Below are 16,700 nucleotides of genomic sequence, written 5' to 3' on the forward strand. Positions count from 1 at the left end.
CTTACCGTGGTCGAATTTGTTTCGTCTGTGTAATCAAAACTTTCACCAGAGCACTGCTATCTTCGGCACATGGACGACGACCAGAGAGCGATAGCGACCGCAATCGGGGCAGCCGTGCGGACAGCGAGAAAAGAAGCCGGTTTGACGTTGCGTGAGGTTGCCGTGAAGTCAGGGTTGTCGCAGCCATTCCTGAGCCAAACCGAAAACGGGCACGCAGTACCCAGCGTCATGAACCTTCATCGCCTCGCGCAATCTCTCGGCACCACGGCGCACTCACTCTTGGCACAGGGCGAGCGAACCCCGTCCAGCCTCGTCCGCGCCGGCGAGGGGCGAACCTTCGAACTGGCACACGATTCGGTGATCCGATTCTGCTCGACCGGTTCACGGACCATGGAACCCAACGAGATCACGGCAGCACCTCACTCCGAGGCAGGTGAGCACACCGAGCATGCCGGCGAAGAATTCATTCATGTTCTCGAAGGATCTGTCGAGGTCGAGGTCGGGCTGGACGAGCATCACGTTCTTCATGTCGGCGATACCCTCCTCTACACCTCGACCATCCCGCATCGGTGGTTCAATCGCACCGCTGCAGTTGCGAGATTCCTCATCGTGAGTTCACCGCCGTCCTTCTAGATACGCCACCGTTTCAGTTCCACACCACAACCCCGGCTCACGGCTTACCCTGACAGCGTGACCAAGTGGCCGGAACTTGCGCGTGAGATCGCCGATACCGTTCTGTTTCCCGTCGCCGACAGCGTCGACGCCGACGGAGAAATCCCCAGCAGCCATTTCGACGCGCTCGCCGCCGACGGCTTCTACGGCATCGCCGCCCTCGGTGACGGTGGCCCCAGCAGCGAAGAACTGGTCGAGGTCCTCGAAACCTTGTGCGGCGGTTGCCTCGCGACGACGTTCACCTGGATGCAGCATCACGGCGTCGTCGGGGCCCTGGCAGCGAGTACCAATACGTCTCTGCGCGAACAATACTGGGACGGTCTGGTTTCCGGCACGATTCGCGGTGGGGTTGCCTATGCCGGCGCTATCCCCCGCCCACCGCTCCTGTGGGCCAAGCGGGTGAACGACGGCTACGTCCTCGACGGGATCGCACCCTTCGTCACCGGTTGGGGCATCGTCGATGTTCTCTTGGTGTCGGCGCGCGACGAGTTCGACAATTCTATCGTTCATTCCGTCGTACCGGTGGGCGAGGCCCCGGGTCTGACGATCGAGGAGCTTCCACTGATCGCGGCGCGCGGGAGCAACACCGTCCGAATCGTGTTCGACGCTTTCGAAATTCCCGATACCGACGTCTGTGCTGTCGTCAGCGACGAACAATTCCAGAGCACCCAGCTCCCCGGCTTGTGGCTCAACGGCGCGATGGCCATGGGCATCACCCGCCGTGCTGTCACCGAACTCGCGGATCTGGGAGTCGACACCGACGCGTTCGAGGAACAAGCCACCCGGGCGCGCGCCGATCTCGATGCAGCACTGCGCGACGGCGGCGACATGTCGGCCGCCCGCGCCCGAGCGTCGGAACTTGCGATACGCGCGTCGGCCGCACTCGTGACTGCGACCGGAAGCCGCGCTCTGGTCGGCAGCAACACCCCCGAGCGGCTCATGCGTGAAGCCACCTTCACTCTTGTCGCGGCTGGTCGCCCGGAGATCAAAACAGCTCTCGTGGAACGACTCAGCGGATACTGAGTACGCACGGTTGTACTCGATTACGCTGGGGCTCATGACCAGTGGAGAACCAGTACTCATCCCGGCCGGAACCGTGTTCACGCCGGAGGACCTGACGTTCTATGCCGATCGCGACTCCCGCAGTCTCGACGACGCCATCGCCGAAGCCGACCTTCTTGTCAGTTGCCCACACTCGGGTTCCGCGATTCCAGCAGAACTCTCACGTTTTCTCGCACCCGAGTTCACACAGCGGCTGCAGTTCGACTTCACCGACATGTCCACCAGTCCCATCGTGCGCCGTTGGGCCGAAATCGATTCGCGCATCGTGTACGTGGAGAATCCGCACCCTCGCATGATTCGCGATCCCAACCGTGCGAAGCCCGAAAACCTGGAAGCGTCACTGCGCGAAGCATTCGCCCGCGTCCACGAGGCCGGTGCCGGCAACAAAGCGGACCTCGCCGGTGTCGACGCAGTTCGCCCTGTCACCTTCTCGTTCTACCCCCTGCTGCTCGAGCCGACCGACGACGCGGGTTGGAAGGACCTCGCCGAGACCTTCACCGAGACAGCTGAACACGGTTTGGGCGTCTACGAGAGAACTCGCGACGCACTGATCGAAGCCATGGTGGCGAAGAGCTTCGAACTCGGTCGATCGTTCACGACCTTGTCGTTCCACGACACGATGAACCACACCACCCGGCAGGACGGCGCCGTCAATGTCGAACGGCCGGAAGCAGATCGGCTCCCCGACGTCGTCGCGCTCTCCAATCGTGGCGACCACGACGGCAATCGACGCGGCGACAATCCCGTGACGATGGATCCGGAGCTCATTCGCACACTTGCGATCTCACATCGCAAGGGATTTCAGGTCGACGATCCGGATGCCGTCGCTCTCAATCAGCCGTACCTCGGCAGTTTCGAAATCATTCGAGCCGGAGCCAGATTCGCCGAATTGAGCGCCCGCGCCGCCGAAGCCGGGATCGCGTTGAGCGCGGTTCAGGCCGAATTCAAACGAGAATTCCTACTGGGAGACGAACTGGCCGCCTACATCATGGAACCCGGCGTCGACTGGCCTACACCCGACGCCGAACGGGTGGACCAGCTCGCCCACGCGTGCAAGGCGAGCTGGGACCACTACCGCAACAGCTGACTCAGCGCTGTCACTCAGGGCTGACTCAGCCGCAATACTCAACCGAGCACCACTCCGAACAACGCGCCGGCCGCAATCGTCGTGACGGCCAAGATGATGGTCGGCAGGAAGAACGAGTGGTCGACGAGCTTGGAACCGAGCTTCGTGCTGCCCGAGAGGTCGAAGTTCGCAGCCGCGATCTGCGAACCGTTTGTCGGCAACAGATAGACGCCGGCAAACGCTCCGGCCCACATTCCGCTCACCAGACCGGGTGCAATCCCGGCAGCGAGACCGATCGGCACGATGGTCCTCGTAGCGGTCGACTGACTGGTCGTCAGTACACAGACCAGGAAGACACCGAGCGCGAAGATCCACGGCGCGGCGTTGACCCAGTCGCCGACGGTGCTCGTGATCAGCTCGGAATGGGCGCTGATGAACGTGTCCGTCAGCCATGCCAGACCGAACAGCGCGATGGCCGAGACCATACCGGCACGGAACACCGTCGACGACGGCACGTCGGCGACATTCGGGCGGCACACCAGCAGGATCAACGTACCCACGACGAACATCAGCATTTCGATGATCGGTGTCATCCCCATCGGAGTACCGTCGGCAGCTTCGGGACGAATCCCCTTGAACAGGCCGAAGATCACGATAGCCAGGACGCCGGCCAGGAAGATCAGTGCCGCGTTTCGTCCGGTCTTCGTCGAGACGAGTTCGGTCTTGGAGGCTGCACCAGGTCCGGCCAATTCGCCCGACTTCATCTTTGCCTGTATCTCCGGGTCGTCGTCGAGATCTTTGCCGAGTCGGTTGACAGCGATGGAGGAAAGGACGATGCCGACAACAGCAGCCGGGAAGGTGATCTTGATGATGTCGATGAGTTCGAAATCGTAAGGCGGCACGTCGGTCAGCGTGACCATTGCCGCCATTGCCGCGGACACCGGACTACACGCCAGCGCCACACCGGTCGAGACAACTGACAGCGACAGCGGTCGTGACGGCCGCACACCGTTCTTGTACGAGACGTCGTAGATGACGGGGAGCAGTGGGTAGAGGATGTTGGACGTGCCGGCACCGACCGAGAACAGGAATGACACCAACGGCGCGATCAGCGTGATCTGTTTCGGGCGAGATTCGATCAACTTGGCCGCGATGGTGACCATCCAGTCGATACCACCGGCCGCCTGCATCATCGACGACGCGAGGACGACGGACAGGACGATGAGGAGAGCGTCGACCGGCGGACTGCCGACGTCCTCTCCGAAGACGAACACGAGGACGGCAACACCTGCGCCGCCCCACAGACCGAGAGCGACACCGCTCGATCTGGTACCCATGACAATCGCCCCGAGCACTACCGCCAGCTCGAGGACAATCTTGACTGCTTCCATCAGGCACTCGCCTTCTCGATAACAAGAGAATCGCTATAACAGGGCAAATAGTATGCTCTGCGCTTCGGCTGCAGGCACGAACACGCTGTCGGTGGGAAGGGGCAATATGGTGGTCGTGACCAACGTCCTCGGTAGGTTCTCGCCCGCCACACGCGAGTGGTTCGGCGGCGCTTTCAGCGCTCCGACTGCTGCGCAGCTCGGCGCCTGGGAATCCATCGCGAGTGGCTCTCACACACTTGTCGTCGCGCCCACCGGCTCCGGCAAGACATTGTCGGCGTTCCTGTGGGCCCTCGATCAACTCGCCGCCAAGGACGAAGGCGAACGCGCCACCAAAGTCCTCTACATTTCGCCGCTCAAAGCGCTGGGTGTGGACGTCGAGCGGAACCTTCGCGCGCCGCTGGTCGGCATCACGCAGACGGCGAAGCGTCTAGGCCTCACTCCGCCCGAGATCACCGTCGGTGTCCGTTCCGGTGATACGTCCCAGGCCGATCGGCGCTCGTTGATCAAACGACCCCCGGACATCCTGATCACGACGCCGGAGTCGTTGTTCCTCATGCTCACCTCCGCTGCCCGGGAAACACTGGTCGGCGTCGACACCGTGATCGTCGACGAGGTTCACGCGGTGGCGGGTACCAAGCGCGGCTCGCACCTTGCGCTCTCTCTGGAACGTCTGGACGGCTTGCTCGAGCGTCCGGCGCAACGCATCGGATTGTCGGCCACTGTCCGTCCCCACGAGGAGATCGGGCGGTTCCTCGCCGGTTCGGCACCGATCCGAATCGTGGCACCGCCTGCCGCCAAGACCTTCGATCTCACGGTCCGTGTCCCCGTCGAGGACATGACCGAATTGGGTATCGCGACGCCCGCCGACGGTTCCGAATCCCCCACCCCGCAAGCCGGTTCGATCTGGCCCCACGTCGAGGAACAGATCGTCGACCTCGTGCTCGATCACCGATCGTCCATCGTGTTCGCCAACTCTCGGCGCCTCGCCGAACGATTGACGGCCAGGCTCAACGAGATTCATGCAGAACGCATCGGTCTGGCCGTCGAGAAAACACCTCGCCCGCCCGCGCAGATCGGAGCTCCCACCGAGGTCAACTACGGCGCAGAACCCCTCCTTGCTCGCGCCCACCACGGATCGGTCAGCAAAGACCAGCGAGCCCTCATCGAAGACGACCTCAAATCGGGTCGATTGCGATGCGTCGTCGCCACCAGCAGTCTCGAACTCGGAATCGACATGGGCGCCGTCGACTTGGTCATCCAGGTGGAGGCGCCGCCTTCGGTTGCCAGCGGCCTGCAACGTGTCGGTCGCGCCGGCCACCAGGTCGGCGAGATCTCACGAGGCGTCGTCTTCCCCAAACATCGCACCGACCTGATTCACTGCGCGGTGACCGTCGAGCGCATGGTCGAAGGCAAGATCGAGGCGATGGCCGTTCCCGCCAATCCCCTCGACATCCTTGCCCAGCAAACTGTTGCGGCCACCGCTCTGGAACCGATCGACGTCGACGACTGGTTCGAGACGGTGCGCCGAAGCGGTTCCTTTGCAACGCTTCCCCGTTCGGCCTACGAGTCGACTCTGGATCTGCTCGCCGGGCGGTACCCCTCGGACGAGTTCGCCGAATTACGTCCGCGCCTGGTCTGGGATCGCGAGTCCAACACTCTGACGGGCCGCCCGGGTTCGCAGCGCTTGGCAGTCACTTCCGGCGGCGCCATCCCCGACCGCGGCCTCTTCACGGTCTACATGGTCGGTGAGAAAGCATCAAGAGTCGGCGAACTCGACGAAGAAATGGTCTACGAATCCCGGGTCGGTGACGTCTTTGCGCTCGGCGCCACCAGTTGGCGGATCGAGGAGATCACCTTCGATCGGGTTCTGGTCAGCCCCGCCTACGGCATGCCCGGTCGTTTGCCCTTCTGGCATGGCGACGGACTCGGTCGCCCTGCCGAACTCGGACAGGCGTTGGGACAATTCGTTCGAGAGACCGCGCTGGGTAACGAAGCCGACGTCGTCGAGCGTTGTCGCGTGGGCGGGCTCGATCACAACGCCACAACCAATCTGATCCAACTCGTCGGTGAGCAGAAGAATGCCACCGGGCAGGTCCCGTCGGATCGAACATTGGTTGTCGAGCGCTTCCGCGACGAACTCGGCGATTGGCGTCTGGTGCTGCATTCCCCGTACGGCCAACGGGTTCACGCACCGTGGGCCCTCGCCATCGGGGCCCGCTTGCAGGAACGATACGGCGTCGATTCCAGTCCGACGGCCTCCGACGACGGCATCATCATCCGTCTCCCCGACACCGAGAACGAACCTCCCGGCGCCGAACTGTTCACCTTCGACGTCGAGGACATCGAAGATCTGGTCACCCAGGAGGTGGGTGGCTCGGCATTGTTCGCCTCCCGATTCCGCGAATGTGCCGCCCGCGCACTGCTTCTCCCACGCCGCAATCCCGGCAAGCGTGCTCCACTGTGGCAGCAACGTCAGCGGTCGGCGCAACTGCTGGACGTCGCTCGCAAGTTCCCGACATTCCCGATCCTGCTCGAGACCGTGCGTGAGTGCTTGCAGGACGTCTACGACCTGCCGGCACTGAAGGAATTGTTCGGCAAGATCGAACGGCGCCAGATTCGAATAGTCGAAGTGGAGACGCCCTCGCCTTCACCGTTCGCAAGTGCGCTCCTGTTCAACTACGTGGGCGCGTTCATGTACGAGGGCGACAGCCCCCTGGCCGAGCGACGCGCCGCCGCACTGTCGTTGGACTCCACGCTGTTGGCCGAACTCCTCGGCCGCGTCGAACTGCGCGAGCTGCTCGACGCCGGAGTGATCGAGCAGGCAGAACGTGAACTGCAACGGCTCGCTCCGGACCGCAAGGCCAAGGACCTCGAGGGCGTCGCCGACCTCCTCCGTATGCTCGGCCCGCTGACCACCGAAGAAGTCACCGAACGCTGTCTCGAAGATCCGGTCTCGTGGCTCGACAAGTTGGTCGCAGACAAACGTGCCCTCCACGTCTCCTATGCGGGCGAGAGCTGGTGGACCGTCGTCGAAGATGCAGCGCGCCTTCGCGATGGACTCGGCGTTCCCCTACCCATCGGGGTTCCGGCCGCGTTCATCGAGCCGGTCGATCAGCCACTCGACGACCTCCTGAGCCGATACGCACGCACTCACGGACCATTCACTCTCACGGATGCGGCTGCACGCTTCGGTATCGGAGTATCCGTCGCGCGTGACGTTCTCGGTCGGCTCGCGCTCGAAAAGCGTGTTCTCGAAGGAGAATTCCGCCCGTCTGCAACTGGGAGCGAATGGTGCGACGCCGAAGTCCTGCGCCGCTTGAGGCGTCGCTCGCTCGCCGCGGCACGGCAAGAGGTCGAGCCGGTCAGTACCGCAACGCTCGGACGTTTCCTTCCCGGTTGGCAGCATGTGGGCGGCACGCTGCGCGGAATCGACGGTGTTGCAACGGTAGTCGATCAACTTGCCGGCGTTCCGATTCCGGCGTCCGCTCTCGAATCGTTGATCCTGCCGAGCCGAGTCGCCGACTACTCCCCCGCGATGTTGGACGAACTCACCTCGACGGGTGAAGTCCTGTGGTCCGGATCCGGAGCAATCTCCGGCAAAGACGGGTGGGTAGTTCTGCACCCCGCCGACCTGGCACCGATCACGCTCAATTCGCCCGCCGACACCGACGTCTCGGAGTTGCAGAAGCGCATCCTCGACCTGCTGTCCGGCGGCGGTGCCTACTTCTTCCGCCAGTTGGTCGACGCGTTGCAAACTACGGAGTCGGCTGCAGACACGGTCGACAGTGCGGTGACGACGGCACTGTGGGAGTTGGTGTGGCTCGGACACATCGGTAACGACACCGTCGCACCGCTGCGCGCACTTCTCTCGGACACCACCAGAACCACCACAAGTCACCGATCGCCTCGACGTGTTCCTCGTGCCCGTCCGTACCGCGGAATGGCGCGCGCTTCAACCCCGGCTCGCACGGGACCGGCAACCGCCTCCGGTCGGTGGTTCCAGCTGCCGGCCATCGAACCGGACCCGACCATCCGGGCGCACGCCACGGCCGATCTGTTGCTCGAACGGTACGGCGTCGTCACCCGCGGATCGGTGATGAGCGAGAACGTGCCGGGCGGTTTCGCGTTGATCTACAAGGTACTGAGCACATTCGAGGACAACGGGCGCGCTCGACGCGGATACTTCGTGGACACCCTGGGCGGCGCTCAATTCTCGACGCCTCCCGTGGTCGACCGCTTGCGCACGTTCGGTGATTCCATCGAGGGGCGCCACACCTCCTCGGCTGCAGTTACTCTCGCGGCGTGCGACCCGGCCAATCCATACGGCGCAGCACTGCCGTGGCCGGCGTCGGGGGGCGAAGAGTCACCCGGACACCGACCCGGACGTAAGGCGGGAGCACTGGTCGTTCTGATGGAGGGCGAGTTGGTTCTGTTCGTCGAGCGCGGCGGTCGCACCATCCTGACATTCACCGACGACAGCGGAACTTTGCGCCTGGCAGCGCTGTCGCTTGCCCAGAAGGTGACTTCTCGCGCTGTCGACAAGTTGGTAGTGGAGAAGGTCGACGGAGAGACCATCCACGGCAACGATTTTGCTCCCGTCCTGGTCGAAGCCGGCTTCGCCGCCACTCCTCGCGGATTCCGGTTGAGGTCATGAGGATTGAGGTCATGATGGTTGCGATCGTGAAGTGCTGGAGCGGCGACCATGCCTGAGGGCGATACCGTGTGGCGGGCCGCCAACGATCTGCGCGCTGCCCTGGCCGAGAAGGTACTCACCACCTGCGATGTCCGCGTTCCTCGCTATGCCACCGTCGATTTATCGGGACATCGTGTGGATTCCGTCGCCAGCCGCGGAAAGCATCTGCTGATCCGCGTGGGCGAAGCGTCCATTCACACGCATCTGAAGATGGAGGGTCAGTGGCAGATTTATCGCCCCGGCGAGCGCTGGCGCAGACCCGCCCACCAAGCGCGCATAATCTTGGCCACCGAAGACTCTGTAGCAGTGGGCTTTTCACTGGGAGTCACCGAGATCCTCGAACTGGGGCAGGAACAGGAGGCCGTCGGGCACCTCGGACCGGACCTGCTCGGGACCGATTGGGACAGTTCCGTGGCCGTCGAGAATCTTCGCGCTGCAGACTCCGTACCGATCGGAATCGCGCTCCTGGATCAGCGCGTGATGGCCGGACTGGGCAACGTGTACCGCAACGAGATCTGCTTCCTACGAGGCATTCACCCGAAGACGCCGACACACCGCGCCGGGAACCTCGACGCGATTGTGGATCTGTCATTCCGCACCATCAACGTCAACAAGTCGCGTCGCATCCGGGTCACCACCGGCGACACCCGCCCAGGTAGGCAAACGTGGGTGTACGGCAGACGCGGAAAACCTTGCCGCCGATGCGGAACCCGCATCAGAGAAGACACCCTCGGACCGGATCAGCTCACCGAGCGAAATATCTTCTTCTGCCCCGTGTGCCAGCCGTTCACGCCTGGTTAGCGTTGATCAGCAGCCGGACGCAATGGCGCACAAATCGCTCGCGCTCGACGACGATCGAGCCGTCCAGATAACCGATGAACAGTGTGAACAACGCCCCGACCAGCCCGACTGCCACCAGCTGCTTGTCCACCGGATCAGCAATCTCGGACAACTGGTCGTACACCAGGTCCACGAACGCCGGCATCGATTCGATACCGCGTCCGCTCAGCACCGGCTCCGAGAGCGGAGCGATCAGAAGCACTCGCCCCATTGCCGGGTCGTCGACCATCAGCTTGACGAAAGCGTCGACCGCAGCGGTGGCGACTGCCTCGGATGTCGTCTCGGACTCCACTGCCGTGGCGAGCGCCGACTGCGCGCGCTCGGCGACAAACGTGTGGACCGCGACAACGTACTGATCGCGATCGGTGAAGCTCTCGTAGAAGTACCGCTCGGTCAGACCAGCGGCCTTGCAGACCGCTCGCACGTTGACGGCCGGACCGTCGACCGCACCGAGCAGTGTCACTCCGACGTCGAACAACGTCGCCTTTCGAGTGGCCCTGCGTTCTTCGATGCTCACAACTTCCCCACTTCGCCGACACTTGTTCTTCAATGCACCCGGTATTCGATCCTTGACTACCGCTGTTGTCGATCCTAATCTGACAACATGCGTAGTCAACTTGGCGACAGCAGCACCCCGGTTCCCCTCGGTCCGGATTCCCTGACCTGGAAGTATTTCGGCGACTGGCGCGGGATGCTCCAAGGTGTCTGGGCAGGTTCGATGCAAAACATGCACCCTGGTCTCGGCGCCGGGGTCGAGGAGCACTCGCAGTTCTTCGACGAGCGCTGGGAACGGCTGTACCGCTCGCTGTATCCCATTGCCGGCGTGGTCTTCGACGGCGATCGCGCGCAGCAGACAGCCGAAGAAGTCCGTGGCTATCACACACGGATCAAGGGCATCGACAAGCTGGGACGCCGGTACCACGCACTTGATCCCGACACCTTCTACTGGGCGCACGCGACATTCTTCATGGGCACCATCGTCACCGCCGAGAACTTCTCCGGTGGCCTGACCGAGGCCCAGAAACGACAACTCTTCACCGAGCACATTCAGTGGTACCGCCTGTACGGGATGAGCATGCGCCCGGTTCCCGAAACCTGGGAAGCATTTCAGGAGTATTGGGACCACATGTGCCGCAACGTACTCGAAGACAACAAAGCGACCCGCGACGTCTTGGATTTGTCGGGGCTGGGAAAGCCCCCGTACATGACGTGGCTACCCGATCCGTTGTGGCGGCTCACGCGGATTCCCCTCGCCCGCGGATTCGTGTGGCTGACAGTGGGCATGTACGACCAACCGGTTCGCGACCTTCTCGGCTACTCGTGGACCAGTCGCGATCAGAAAATTCACAACGCTGTCGGCCGCACCGTCAACGCCGTCTTCCGCCTGGTGCCGTGGCGATACCGGTATCAACCGCGCGCTCGCGCGGGATGGGACCGAGCCAGCGGCAGAATTCCCGCCGGGGCACCACTGGTCCACACACCGGCGCGCAATCTACCTCCGCTCGAGCAGCGAGATAATCCGATGCACTACAGCCCGAGGGTCTGATCTGCCATGCTCTGAACATGGAGTGGGACCTGCGAACACTGCTGAACCGGCCGATCACGTCTCACGGTGCGCCGCTGGGACAAGAACGTGTGGCGGCGAGAACCACCGCGTACATCTACGGCAACATTCTTGTCCTCGCCGCACTCGTCCCGGTGACGAAATCTCAGGAATCGCTGGGCGCCGCGATTGTGGTCGGCACGGCATTGTCGACGTACATCGCCCACACATTTGCCGAGAGCGTCGGCGAGAGCATTCGCAACGACCGCCGTCTCACCACCGCGGAGAGAATCGACTCGCTGCGCGATTCTGTCCCGATCCTCACCTCCGCGGTTGTTCCTGTCGCCATTCTCGCGACGGCGTGGTTCAACTTCCTGGAACCACGGACGGCGCAGTTGATCGCGGAAATCGTCTTGATCCTGCGCATCGGATCCACCAGTTACGTGATCAGCCGTCTTCACGGCGAGAAAGTCAGCACGAACACACATCTGGCAGCCTTCGGCCTCGCTGCCGTCGCCACCCTCATAGTCGGCTTGAAGATAGTGCTCACTCATTGACGAGCCACAAGTGCAAAAGAAGTCAGACCGGTCGTATATAACTAAGACGGGCAATTCGCAGAAACCTAACAATCGGTAATTTCGATGTGCGGTGATCGACGACTAACTCGGCCCACTTCTATCAAGTAGGCAGAGGAGCAGCCCGAAATGACAACACCACAGCCGCCGTATCCCTGGAACAACGACCCCAACCACACGACGCCTCTCCCTCCGCCCCCTCCTCCGCCGCCGGGCATCACACCCGGTCAGGCGCCGTACTCGGGACATCAGCCTGCTTACACCCCGCCCCGGCCCCCATACGGTCAAGGCACTGGATATTCGCCGATGCCTCCCCGCCCGCCGAAATCGTATGCATGGCTGTGGGTCTTACTGGGAGTTGTCACAGTCGCACTCGTCGCCGTCGTGGTCTACGTATGGGTTCTCCCTCTTGTCTTGAACGACAATTCCGACGAGAACTCCGCACGCACGGAAACCGTGGTGATCACCTCACCCGCGGCCGCGCCGCAAAACGGCGTCGTCACACCCGCGCCCAACGAGTCGGTCCCTGCCAGCGCAGCGCGTTGTGGATCGGTGTTCTCGAACAACGAATTCACAACGTCCGCCGTCGGCACCAGCGTGACGTCTTGTGAGTTCGCCGAAGAAGTGCGCTACCAGTACGTGAGCCAGGGCCGACGCGGCGGCCCGGTCTCCATCAGCGCGGTCAGTCCGGTCACGGGAACTCGGTACTCGATGAACTGCGCCGGCAACAAAGTCGTCACGTGTACCGGCGGAAACAACGCGGTGGTCTATGTCTATTGAGCAGTGCGGCGAGGCTCGTAGCGGGACGCGCCGACGACTCCTGGCGGTTGCGCTCGCCACTGCTTCTGCAGCAGCCCTCGCGGGCTGCACGATTCCGACGCGAGACGAGCCGTCGGAGAAGGTCGAGACGATCACCGAGATCGTCGTCGTTCCACCGGAGCCGACAGAGACTCCTGCCGCCCCGGGCAACGGTGTCGGCCCGCTCGCCGGATTCGAGGCTCTGGGCAACACCCTCGGCGGCGTCGTGGGTATCGCACTCGTGCCCGTCGGCGGCGGTCAGTCACTCGTTGCCGGCGAGTGGCAGAACGGAGTCGCCTGGTCCACCATCAAAGTCCCACTGTCCATCGCAGCCCTCCACGAAACCGACAGCACACAACTCACCACGGTCGAGCAGGCGATCACCACCTCCGACAACGAATCAGCCGAAGAACTGTGGCGAGGCCTCGGCGATCCGACCACTGCCGCAGCGAAGGTCGAGTCAGTCCTCGTGGCCTCCGGCGATATGTCCACCACCGTGGAATCACGCACGCTACGACCAGAATTCAGCTCGTTCGGTCAAACACAATGGCCACTTGCCGTCCAAGCGCAATTCGCCGCCACCCTGCCATGCCGGAGCGACGCCATCGAAGTCTTCGGGCTCATGGGCAGCATCAGCCCCGACCAACATTGGGGCCTGGGAGTGATCCCAACCGCTCGATTCAAGGGTGGGTGGGGGCCTGACGACGACGGCGGCTATCTGGTCCGCCAATTCGGGATCATCAGCAGCGGCACCGGACAACTCGCTGTCGCCATCGCAGCCAAGCCGGACTCGGGCACTTTCGCCGACGGTACTGCGATGCTCAGCGACATCGGCCGCTGGGTAGGCGAACGAGCGCAGGCTTTACCCATCGGCGGCACCTGCCAACCGAGCTGAAGTACTGCCGGTTGAGGGAGGTACTGCCGTTACCCGGCTGAGCAGTCACTCCCACCGAACCAGTGGCCGCCGCTACCGTGGACGACATGAGCATCCCGAGCCTGAAACTGAACAACGGCGTCGACATCCCCGCGCTGGGCTTCGGCGTCTACCAGACCCCGCCGGACGAAACTGTCGCCGCAGTCGAGTCCGCGCTGTCGGTGGGTTATCGCCATATCGATACGGCTGCGGCCTACGGCAACGAGAAGGGTGTCGGCGAGGCGATCCGGCGATCCGGTCTCGATCGCGGTGAGATCTTCGTCGAAACGAAAGTCTGGATCACCGACTACGGATACGACGAGACCTTGCACGCCTTCGACAAGAGCGCAGGCAAACTCGGAGTCGAGCAACTTGACCTCCTCATCCTTCACCAGGCGTTGCCGAGCGAGTTCGAGCGCACCATCGACGCATACAAGGCCCTGGAAACACTTCTCGCAGACGGCAAGGTTCGTGCCATCGGAGTCAGTAACTTCATGCCGGATCACCTCACCCGACTATTGGACGCAACGTCCGTAGTGCCGGCGGTCAACCAGATCGAGGTCCATCCATACTTCAGGCAGTCGACCTTGCTCGAGGCCGACGCCGATCACGGCATTCTGTCTCAGGCATGGTCACCGATCGGCGGAATCACGTTCTATCGCGACGGCTCTCACGGCTCAACCCTCGAGGACGCCACCATCGGCGCTATCGCTTCCTCTCACGGCAAGTCTCCCGCACAGGTGATGCTCCGCTGGCACCTCCAGCAGGGCCGCCAGGTGATCCCCAAGTCGGTGACTCCCTCGCGCATCGCGGAGAACTTCGACGTGTTCGACTTCGAACTCACCGCCGAAGAACTCTCCGCAATCGACGCACTCGACACCGGAGTTCGCGGTGGTCCCGAACCCGAGGTCATCACTCGCGAGAAGTTCGGAATCGAGATCCCCGAAGCGTGAAAAACCCAGCAGCTCGGGTGGTCTAGCTGGCGCTCCACCCTCCGTCGATGGTGTACGACGCCCCCGTCACCATCGACGCATCGGTCGATGCCAACCAGCCCACCAGCGATGCCACCTCCGCAGGCTCGACCATCCGTTTGATTGCGCTCTCGGTGAGCATCACCTTTTCGACAACCTCGGATTCACTGATTCCGTGAACCTTTGCCTGGTCGGAGATCTGGGATCGCACCAGTGGCGTCAGGACATAGCCCGGATTGACGCAGTTGCTGGTGACACCGTGTGAGGCGCCTTCGAGCGCAACAACTTTCGACAGTCCTTCGAGTCCGTGCTTAGCCGTGACGTATGCACTCTTGAATGCCGAAGCGCGGAGCCCGTGGACCGAGGAAATGTTCACGATGCGACCGAAACTGTTGCGGTACATGTACGGCAGGGCGGCCCGAGCGAGGAGGAACGGCGCTTCGACCATGAGGCGCTGAATCTTCCGGAAGTCCTCGACGTCGAAATCCTCGATAGGACTGACCCGTTGAATGCCGGCGTTGTTGACGAGTATGTCCGTTTCGAGTGACAGATCCACGAGTTGGTCGGTGTCGAGGAGATCGACGGCCCACGCCGTGCCGTCGATCTCCTCGGCCAGCGACTTCGCGGCGACGTCGTCGAGATCGGCGACGGTCACGTGCGCGCCGCGGGCGGCGAGGAGTCGAGCACACGCCTCGCCGATCCCGCTGGCACCACCGGTGACCAGAGCAGACTTTCCGGTCAGCGTCATACAGACACACCGGCCCGCTCGTCGGCGAGAACACGGGCGTCAGCGGCGTCGACGGACTCGAGCGAGATTCCCTTGGTCTCCCGCGCGAAAATGACTGCAACGATGGTGACCAGGGATGCCAGCAGGAGATAGATCGCGATGGGGACCGAGGAGTCGAACTTGCTCAGCAATCCGGTCGCGATGATCGGAGCCAGTGAACCCGCCACGATGGACGTGACCTGATAACCCAGGGAGACACCGGAGTAGCGCATCCGAGTCGGGAACATCTCGGCCATGATCGCGGGTTGGCCTGCGTACATGAACGCGTGGAACACGAGCCCGATGATGATTGCCGACAAGATGACTGCATTGTGCCCGCTGTTCATCATCGGAAAGGCGAAGAATCCCCATGTTCCGGCGGTGACGGCGCCGATCATGTACACCGGGCGTCGACCGATCGTGTCGGACAGTTTGCCCACCAACGGAATCACTGCGAAGTGCACGGCATGTGCCATCAGCATCCACCAGAGGATGTGCGCCGTGTCCGCATGAACGACGACCTTGAGGTAGGTGATCGAGAAGGTCACCACGAGGTAGTACATGACGTTTTCGGCGAAACGCAGGCCCATCGCGGTCAACACTCCGCGCGGGTAACGCTTGACCACCTCGAAAACGCTGTACGAGGTTGCCTTGACCAGTTCTGCTTCCTTCTGCGCCGCAATGAAAATGGGAGCGTCGGTGACCTTGGTCCGAACGTAGTACCCGACCAGAACGATCACCGCGGAGAGCCAGAAGGCAACGCGCCAGCCCCAACTCATGAAGGATTCGTCCGAGAGCGTCGACGTCAGGATCAACAGCACGACAGTGGCCACCAGGTTGCCCATCGGCACGCCGGCCTGAGGCCAGGACGACCAGAACCCGCGAGATCGATTCGGGCTGTGCTCGGCGACAAGGAGTACCGCCCCACCCCATTCGCCGCCGACAGCAAATCCTTGGATGAAGCGCAGCGTGACCAGCAGTGCCGGCGCCCAGTAGCCGATCTGACCGTAGGTCGGTAGGCAGCCCATCAGGAAGGTCGCGGCACCGACCAGCAGCAAACTGAACTGCAACAACTGCTTCCGGCCGAACTTGTCTCCGAAATATCCGAAGACGATTCCGCCGAGTGGCCGGGCGGCGAATCCGACGGCGTAGGTGATGAAAGCCGCGATGATCGCATCCAGCTCGTTGCCGCCGCCAGGAAAGAAGACTTTGCTGAAGACCAGCGTGGCCGCCGTGCCGTACAGAAAGAACTCGTACCACTCGACCACGGTGCCCGCCATCGAGGCGCCGACCACCTTCTTCAGCCCCGATGGTGGGGCTTGGCTCTCGGGTTTCGGCATGTTGTCGACGCTCATCGTGGACTCCCTCGTCTTCAGTTCGCGATTCGCCTGCTCTTCACGATCAGGAATG

The 16,700-nt window shown here is 62.7% G+C and carries 14 protein-coding genes; 10 read left to right on the plus strand and 4 right to left on the minus strand.

Going from position 1 to position 16,700, the window contains the following annotated elements; all coding sequences use genetic code 11:
- The first annotated feature begins 69 nt into the window (after positions 1-69).
- Genes H7C86_RS23750 through H7C86_RS23760 form a run of 3 tightly spaced genes read left to right on the plus strand, consistent with a single transcriptional unit; the run spans position 70 to position 2,821 of the window.
- The gene (locus tag H7C86_RS23750; protein WP_003940980.1) at positions 70-633 is read left to right on the plus strand and encodes a helix-turn-helix domain-containing protein; all 564 of its coding nucleotides are present in this window, start codon (positions 70-72) and stop codon (positions 631-633) included.
- 57 nt (positions 634-690) lie between these two features.
- Positions 691-1,695 carry an acyl-CoA dehydrogenase family protein gene (locus H7C86_RS23755; protein WP_021343685.1) on the plus strand — a complete coding sequence of 335 codons (1,005 nt, stop codon included), beginning with the start codon at positions 691-693 and terminating at the stop codon, positions 1,693-1,695.
- A gap of 34 nt (positions 1,696-1,729) precedes the next feature.
- Positions 1,730-2,821 (plus strand): N-formylglutamate amidohydrolase, encoded by a 1,092-nt coding sequence (locus H7C86_RS23760; protein WP_021343684.1) that lies wholly within the window; start codon positions 1,730-1,732, stop codon positions 2,819-2,821.
- 38 nt (positions 2,822-2,859) lie between these two features.
- Here H7C86_RS23760 and H7C86_RS23765 read toward each other — a convergent pair whose 3' ends face one another.
- Positions 2,860-4,191, minus strand: a complete 1,332-nt coding sequence (locus H7C86_RS23765; RefSeq protein WP_003940851.1) for an anaerobic C4-dicarboxylate transporter family protein — start codon at positions 4,189-4,191, stop codon at positions 2,860-2,862.
- Between the two features lie 106 nt (positions 4,192-4,297).
- Here H7C86_RS23765 and H7C86_RS23770 point away from each other — a divergent pair, with 106 nt between their 5' ends.
- Together H7C86_RS23770 and H7C86_RS23775 are read left to right on the plus strand one after the other, a co-directional pair.
- Positions 4,298-8,845 (plus strand): ATP-dependent helicase, encoded by a 4,548-nt coding sequence (locus H7C86_RS23770; protein ID WP_182262345.1) that lies wholly within the window; start codon positions 4,298-4,300, stop codon positions 8,843-8,845.
- 48 nt (positions 8,846-8,893) lie between these two features.
- The gene (locus H7C86_RS23775) at positions 8,894-9,685 is read left to right on the plus strand and encodes a DNA-formamidopyrimidine glycosylase family protein (RefSeq protein WP_070796158.1); all 792 of its coding nucleotides are present in this window, start codon (positions 8,894-8,896) and stop codon (positions 9,683-9,685) included.
- On the opposite strand, the gene H7C86_RS23780 is transcribed toward H7C86_RS23775, so the two are convergent.
- A complete protein-coding gene (locus tag H7C86_RS23780; protein ID WP_019747721.1) occupies positions 9,672-10,241 on the minus strand; it encodes a TetR/AcrR family transcriptional regulator in 570 nt (189 codons plus the stop codon). The two genes, H7C86_RS23775 and H7C86_RS23780, sit on opposite strands and share 14 nt — an antisense overlap.
- 87 nt (positions 10,242-10,328) lie before the next feature.
- On the opposite strand from H7C86_RS23780, the gene H7C86_RS23785 reads away from it, so the two are divergent.
- The 5 genes from H7C86_RS23785 (at position 10,329) to H7C86_RS23805 (ending at position 14,506) form a co-directional block, all read left to right on the plus strand.
- The gene (locus tag H7C86_RS23785; protein WP_019747720.1) at positions 10,329-11,270 is read left to right on the plus strand and encodes an oxygenase MpaB family protein; all 942 of its coding nucleotides are present in this window, start codon (positions 10,329-10,331) and stop codon (positions 11,268-11,270) included.
- A 17-nt stretch (positions 11,271-11,287) separates the two neighbouring features.
- Positions 11,288-11,824 (plus strand): hypothetical protein, encoded by a 537-nt coding sequence (locus H7C86_RS23790; protein ID WP_019747719.1) that lies wholly within the window; start codon positions 11,288-11,290, stop codon positions 11,822-11,824.
- 147 nt (positions 11,825-11,971) lie between these two features.
- Positions 11,972-12,622 carry a hypothetical protein gene (locus H7C86_RS23795; RefSeq protein WP_020969177.1) on the plus strand — a complete coding sequence of 217 codons (651 nt, stop codon included), beginning with the start codon at positions 11,972-11,974 and terminating at the stop codon, positions 12,620-12,622.
- Positions 12,612-13,535 carry a hypothetical protein gene (locus tag H7C86_RS23800; RefSeq protein WP_182262346.1) on the plus strand — a complete coding sequence of 308 codons (924 nt, stop codon included), beginning with the start codon at positions 12,612-12,614 and terminating at the stop codon, positions 13,533-13,535. The genes H7C86_RS23795 and H7C86_RS23800 overlap by 11 nt, the downstream gene beginning before the upstream one ends.
- A gap of 86 nt (positions 13,536-13,621) precedes the next feature.
- Positions 13,622-14,506 (plus strand): aldo/keto reductase, encoded by an 885-nt coding sequence (locus tag H7C86_RS23805; RefSeq protein WP_029537905.1) that lies wholly within the window; start codon positions 13,622-13,624, stop codon positions 14,504-14,506.
- 22 nt (positions 14,507-14,528) lie between these two features.
- Here H7C86_RS23805 and H7C86_RS23810 read toward each other — a convergent pair whose 3' ends face one another.
- Positions 14,529-15,272, minus strand: a complete 744-nt coding sequence (locus H7C86_RS23810; RefSeq protein ID WP_060938853.1) for a 3-hydroxybutyrate dehydrogenase — start codon at positions 15,270-15,272, stop codon at positions 14,529-14,531.
- Positions 15,269-16,645 (minus strand): MFS transporter, encoded by a 1,377-nt coding sequence (locus tag H7C86_RS23815; RefSeq protein WP_021343676.1) that lies wholly within the window; start codon positions 16,643-16,645, stop codon positions 15,269-15,271. The genes H7C86_RS23810 and H7C86_RS23815 overlap by 4 nt, the downstream gene beginning before the upstream one ends.
- Positions 16,646-16,700 lie beyond the last annotated feature (55 nt).

The organism is Rhodococcus sp. UFZ-B548, from assembly GCF_903819475.1.
In the GTDB taxonomy this organism is placed as follows: Bacteria; Actinomycetota; Actinomycetes; order Mycobacteriales; family Mycobacteriaceae; genus Rhodococcus_F; species Rhodococcus_F erythropolis.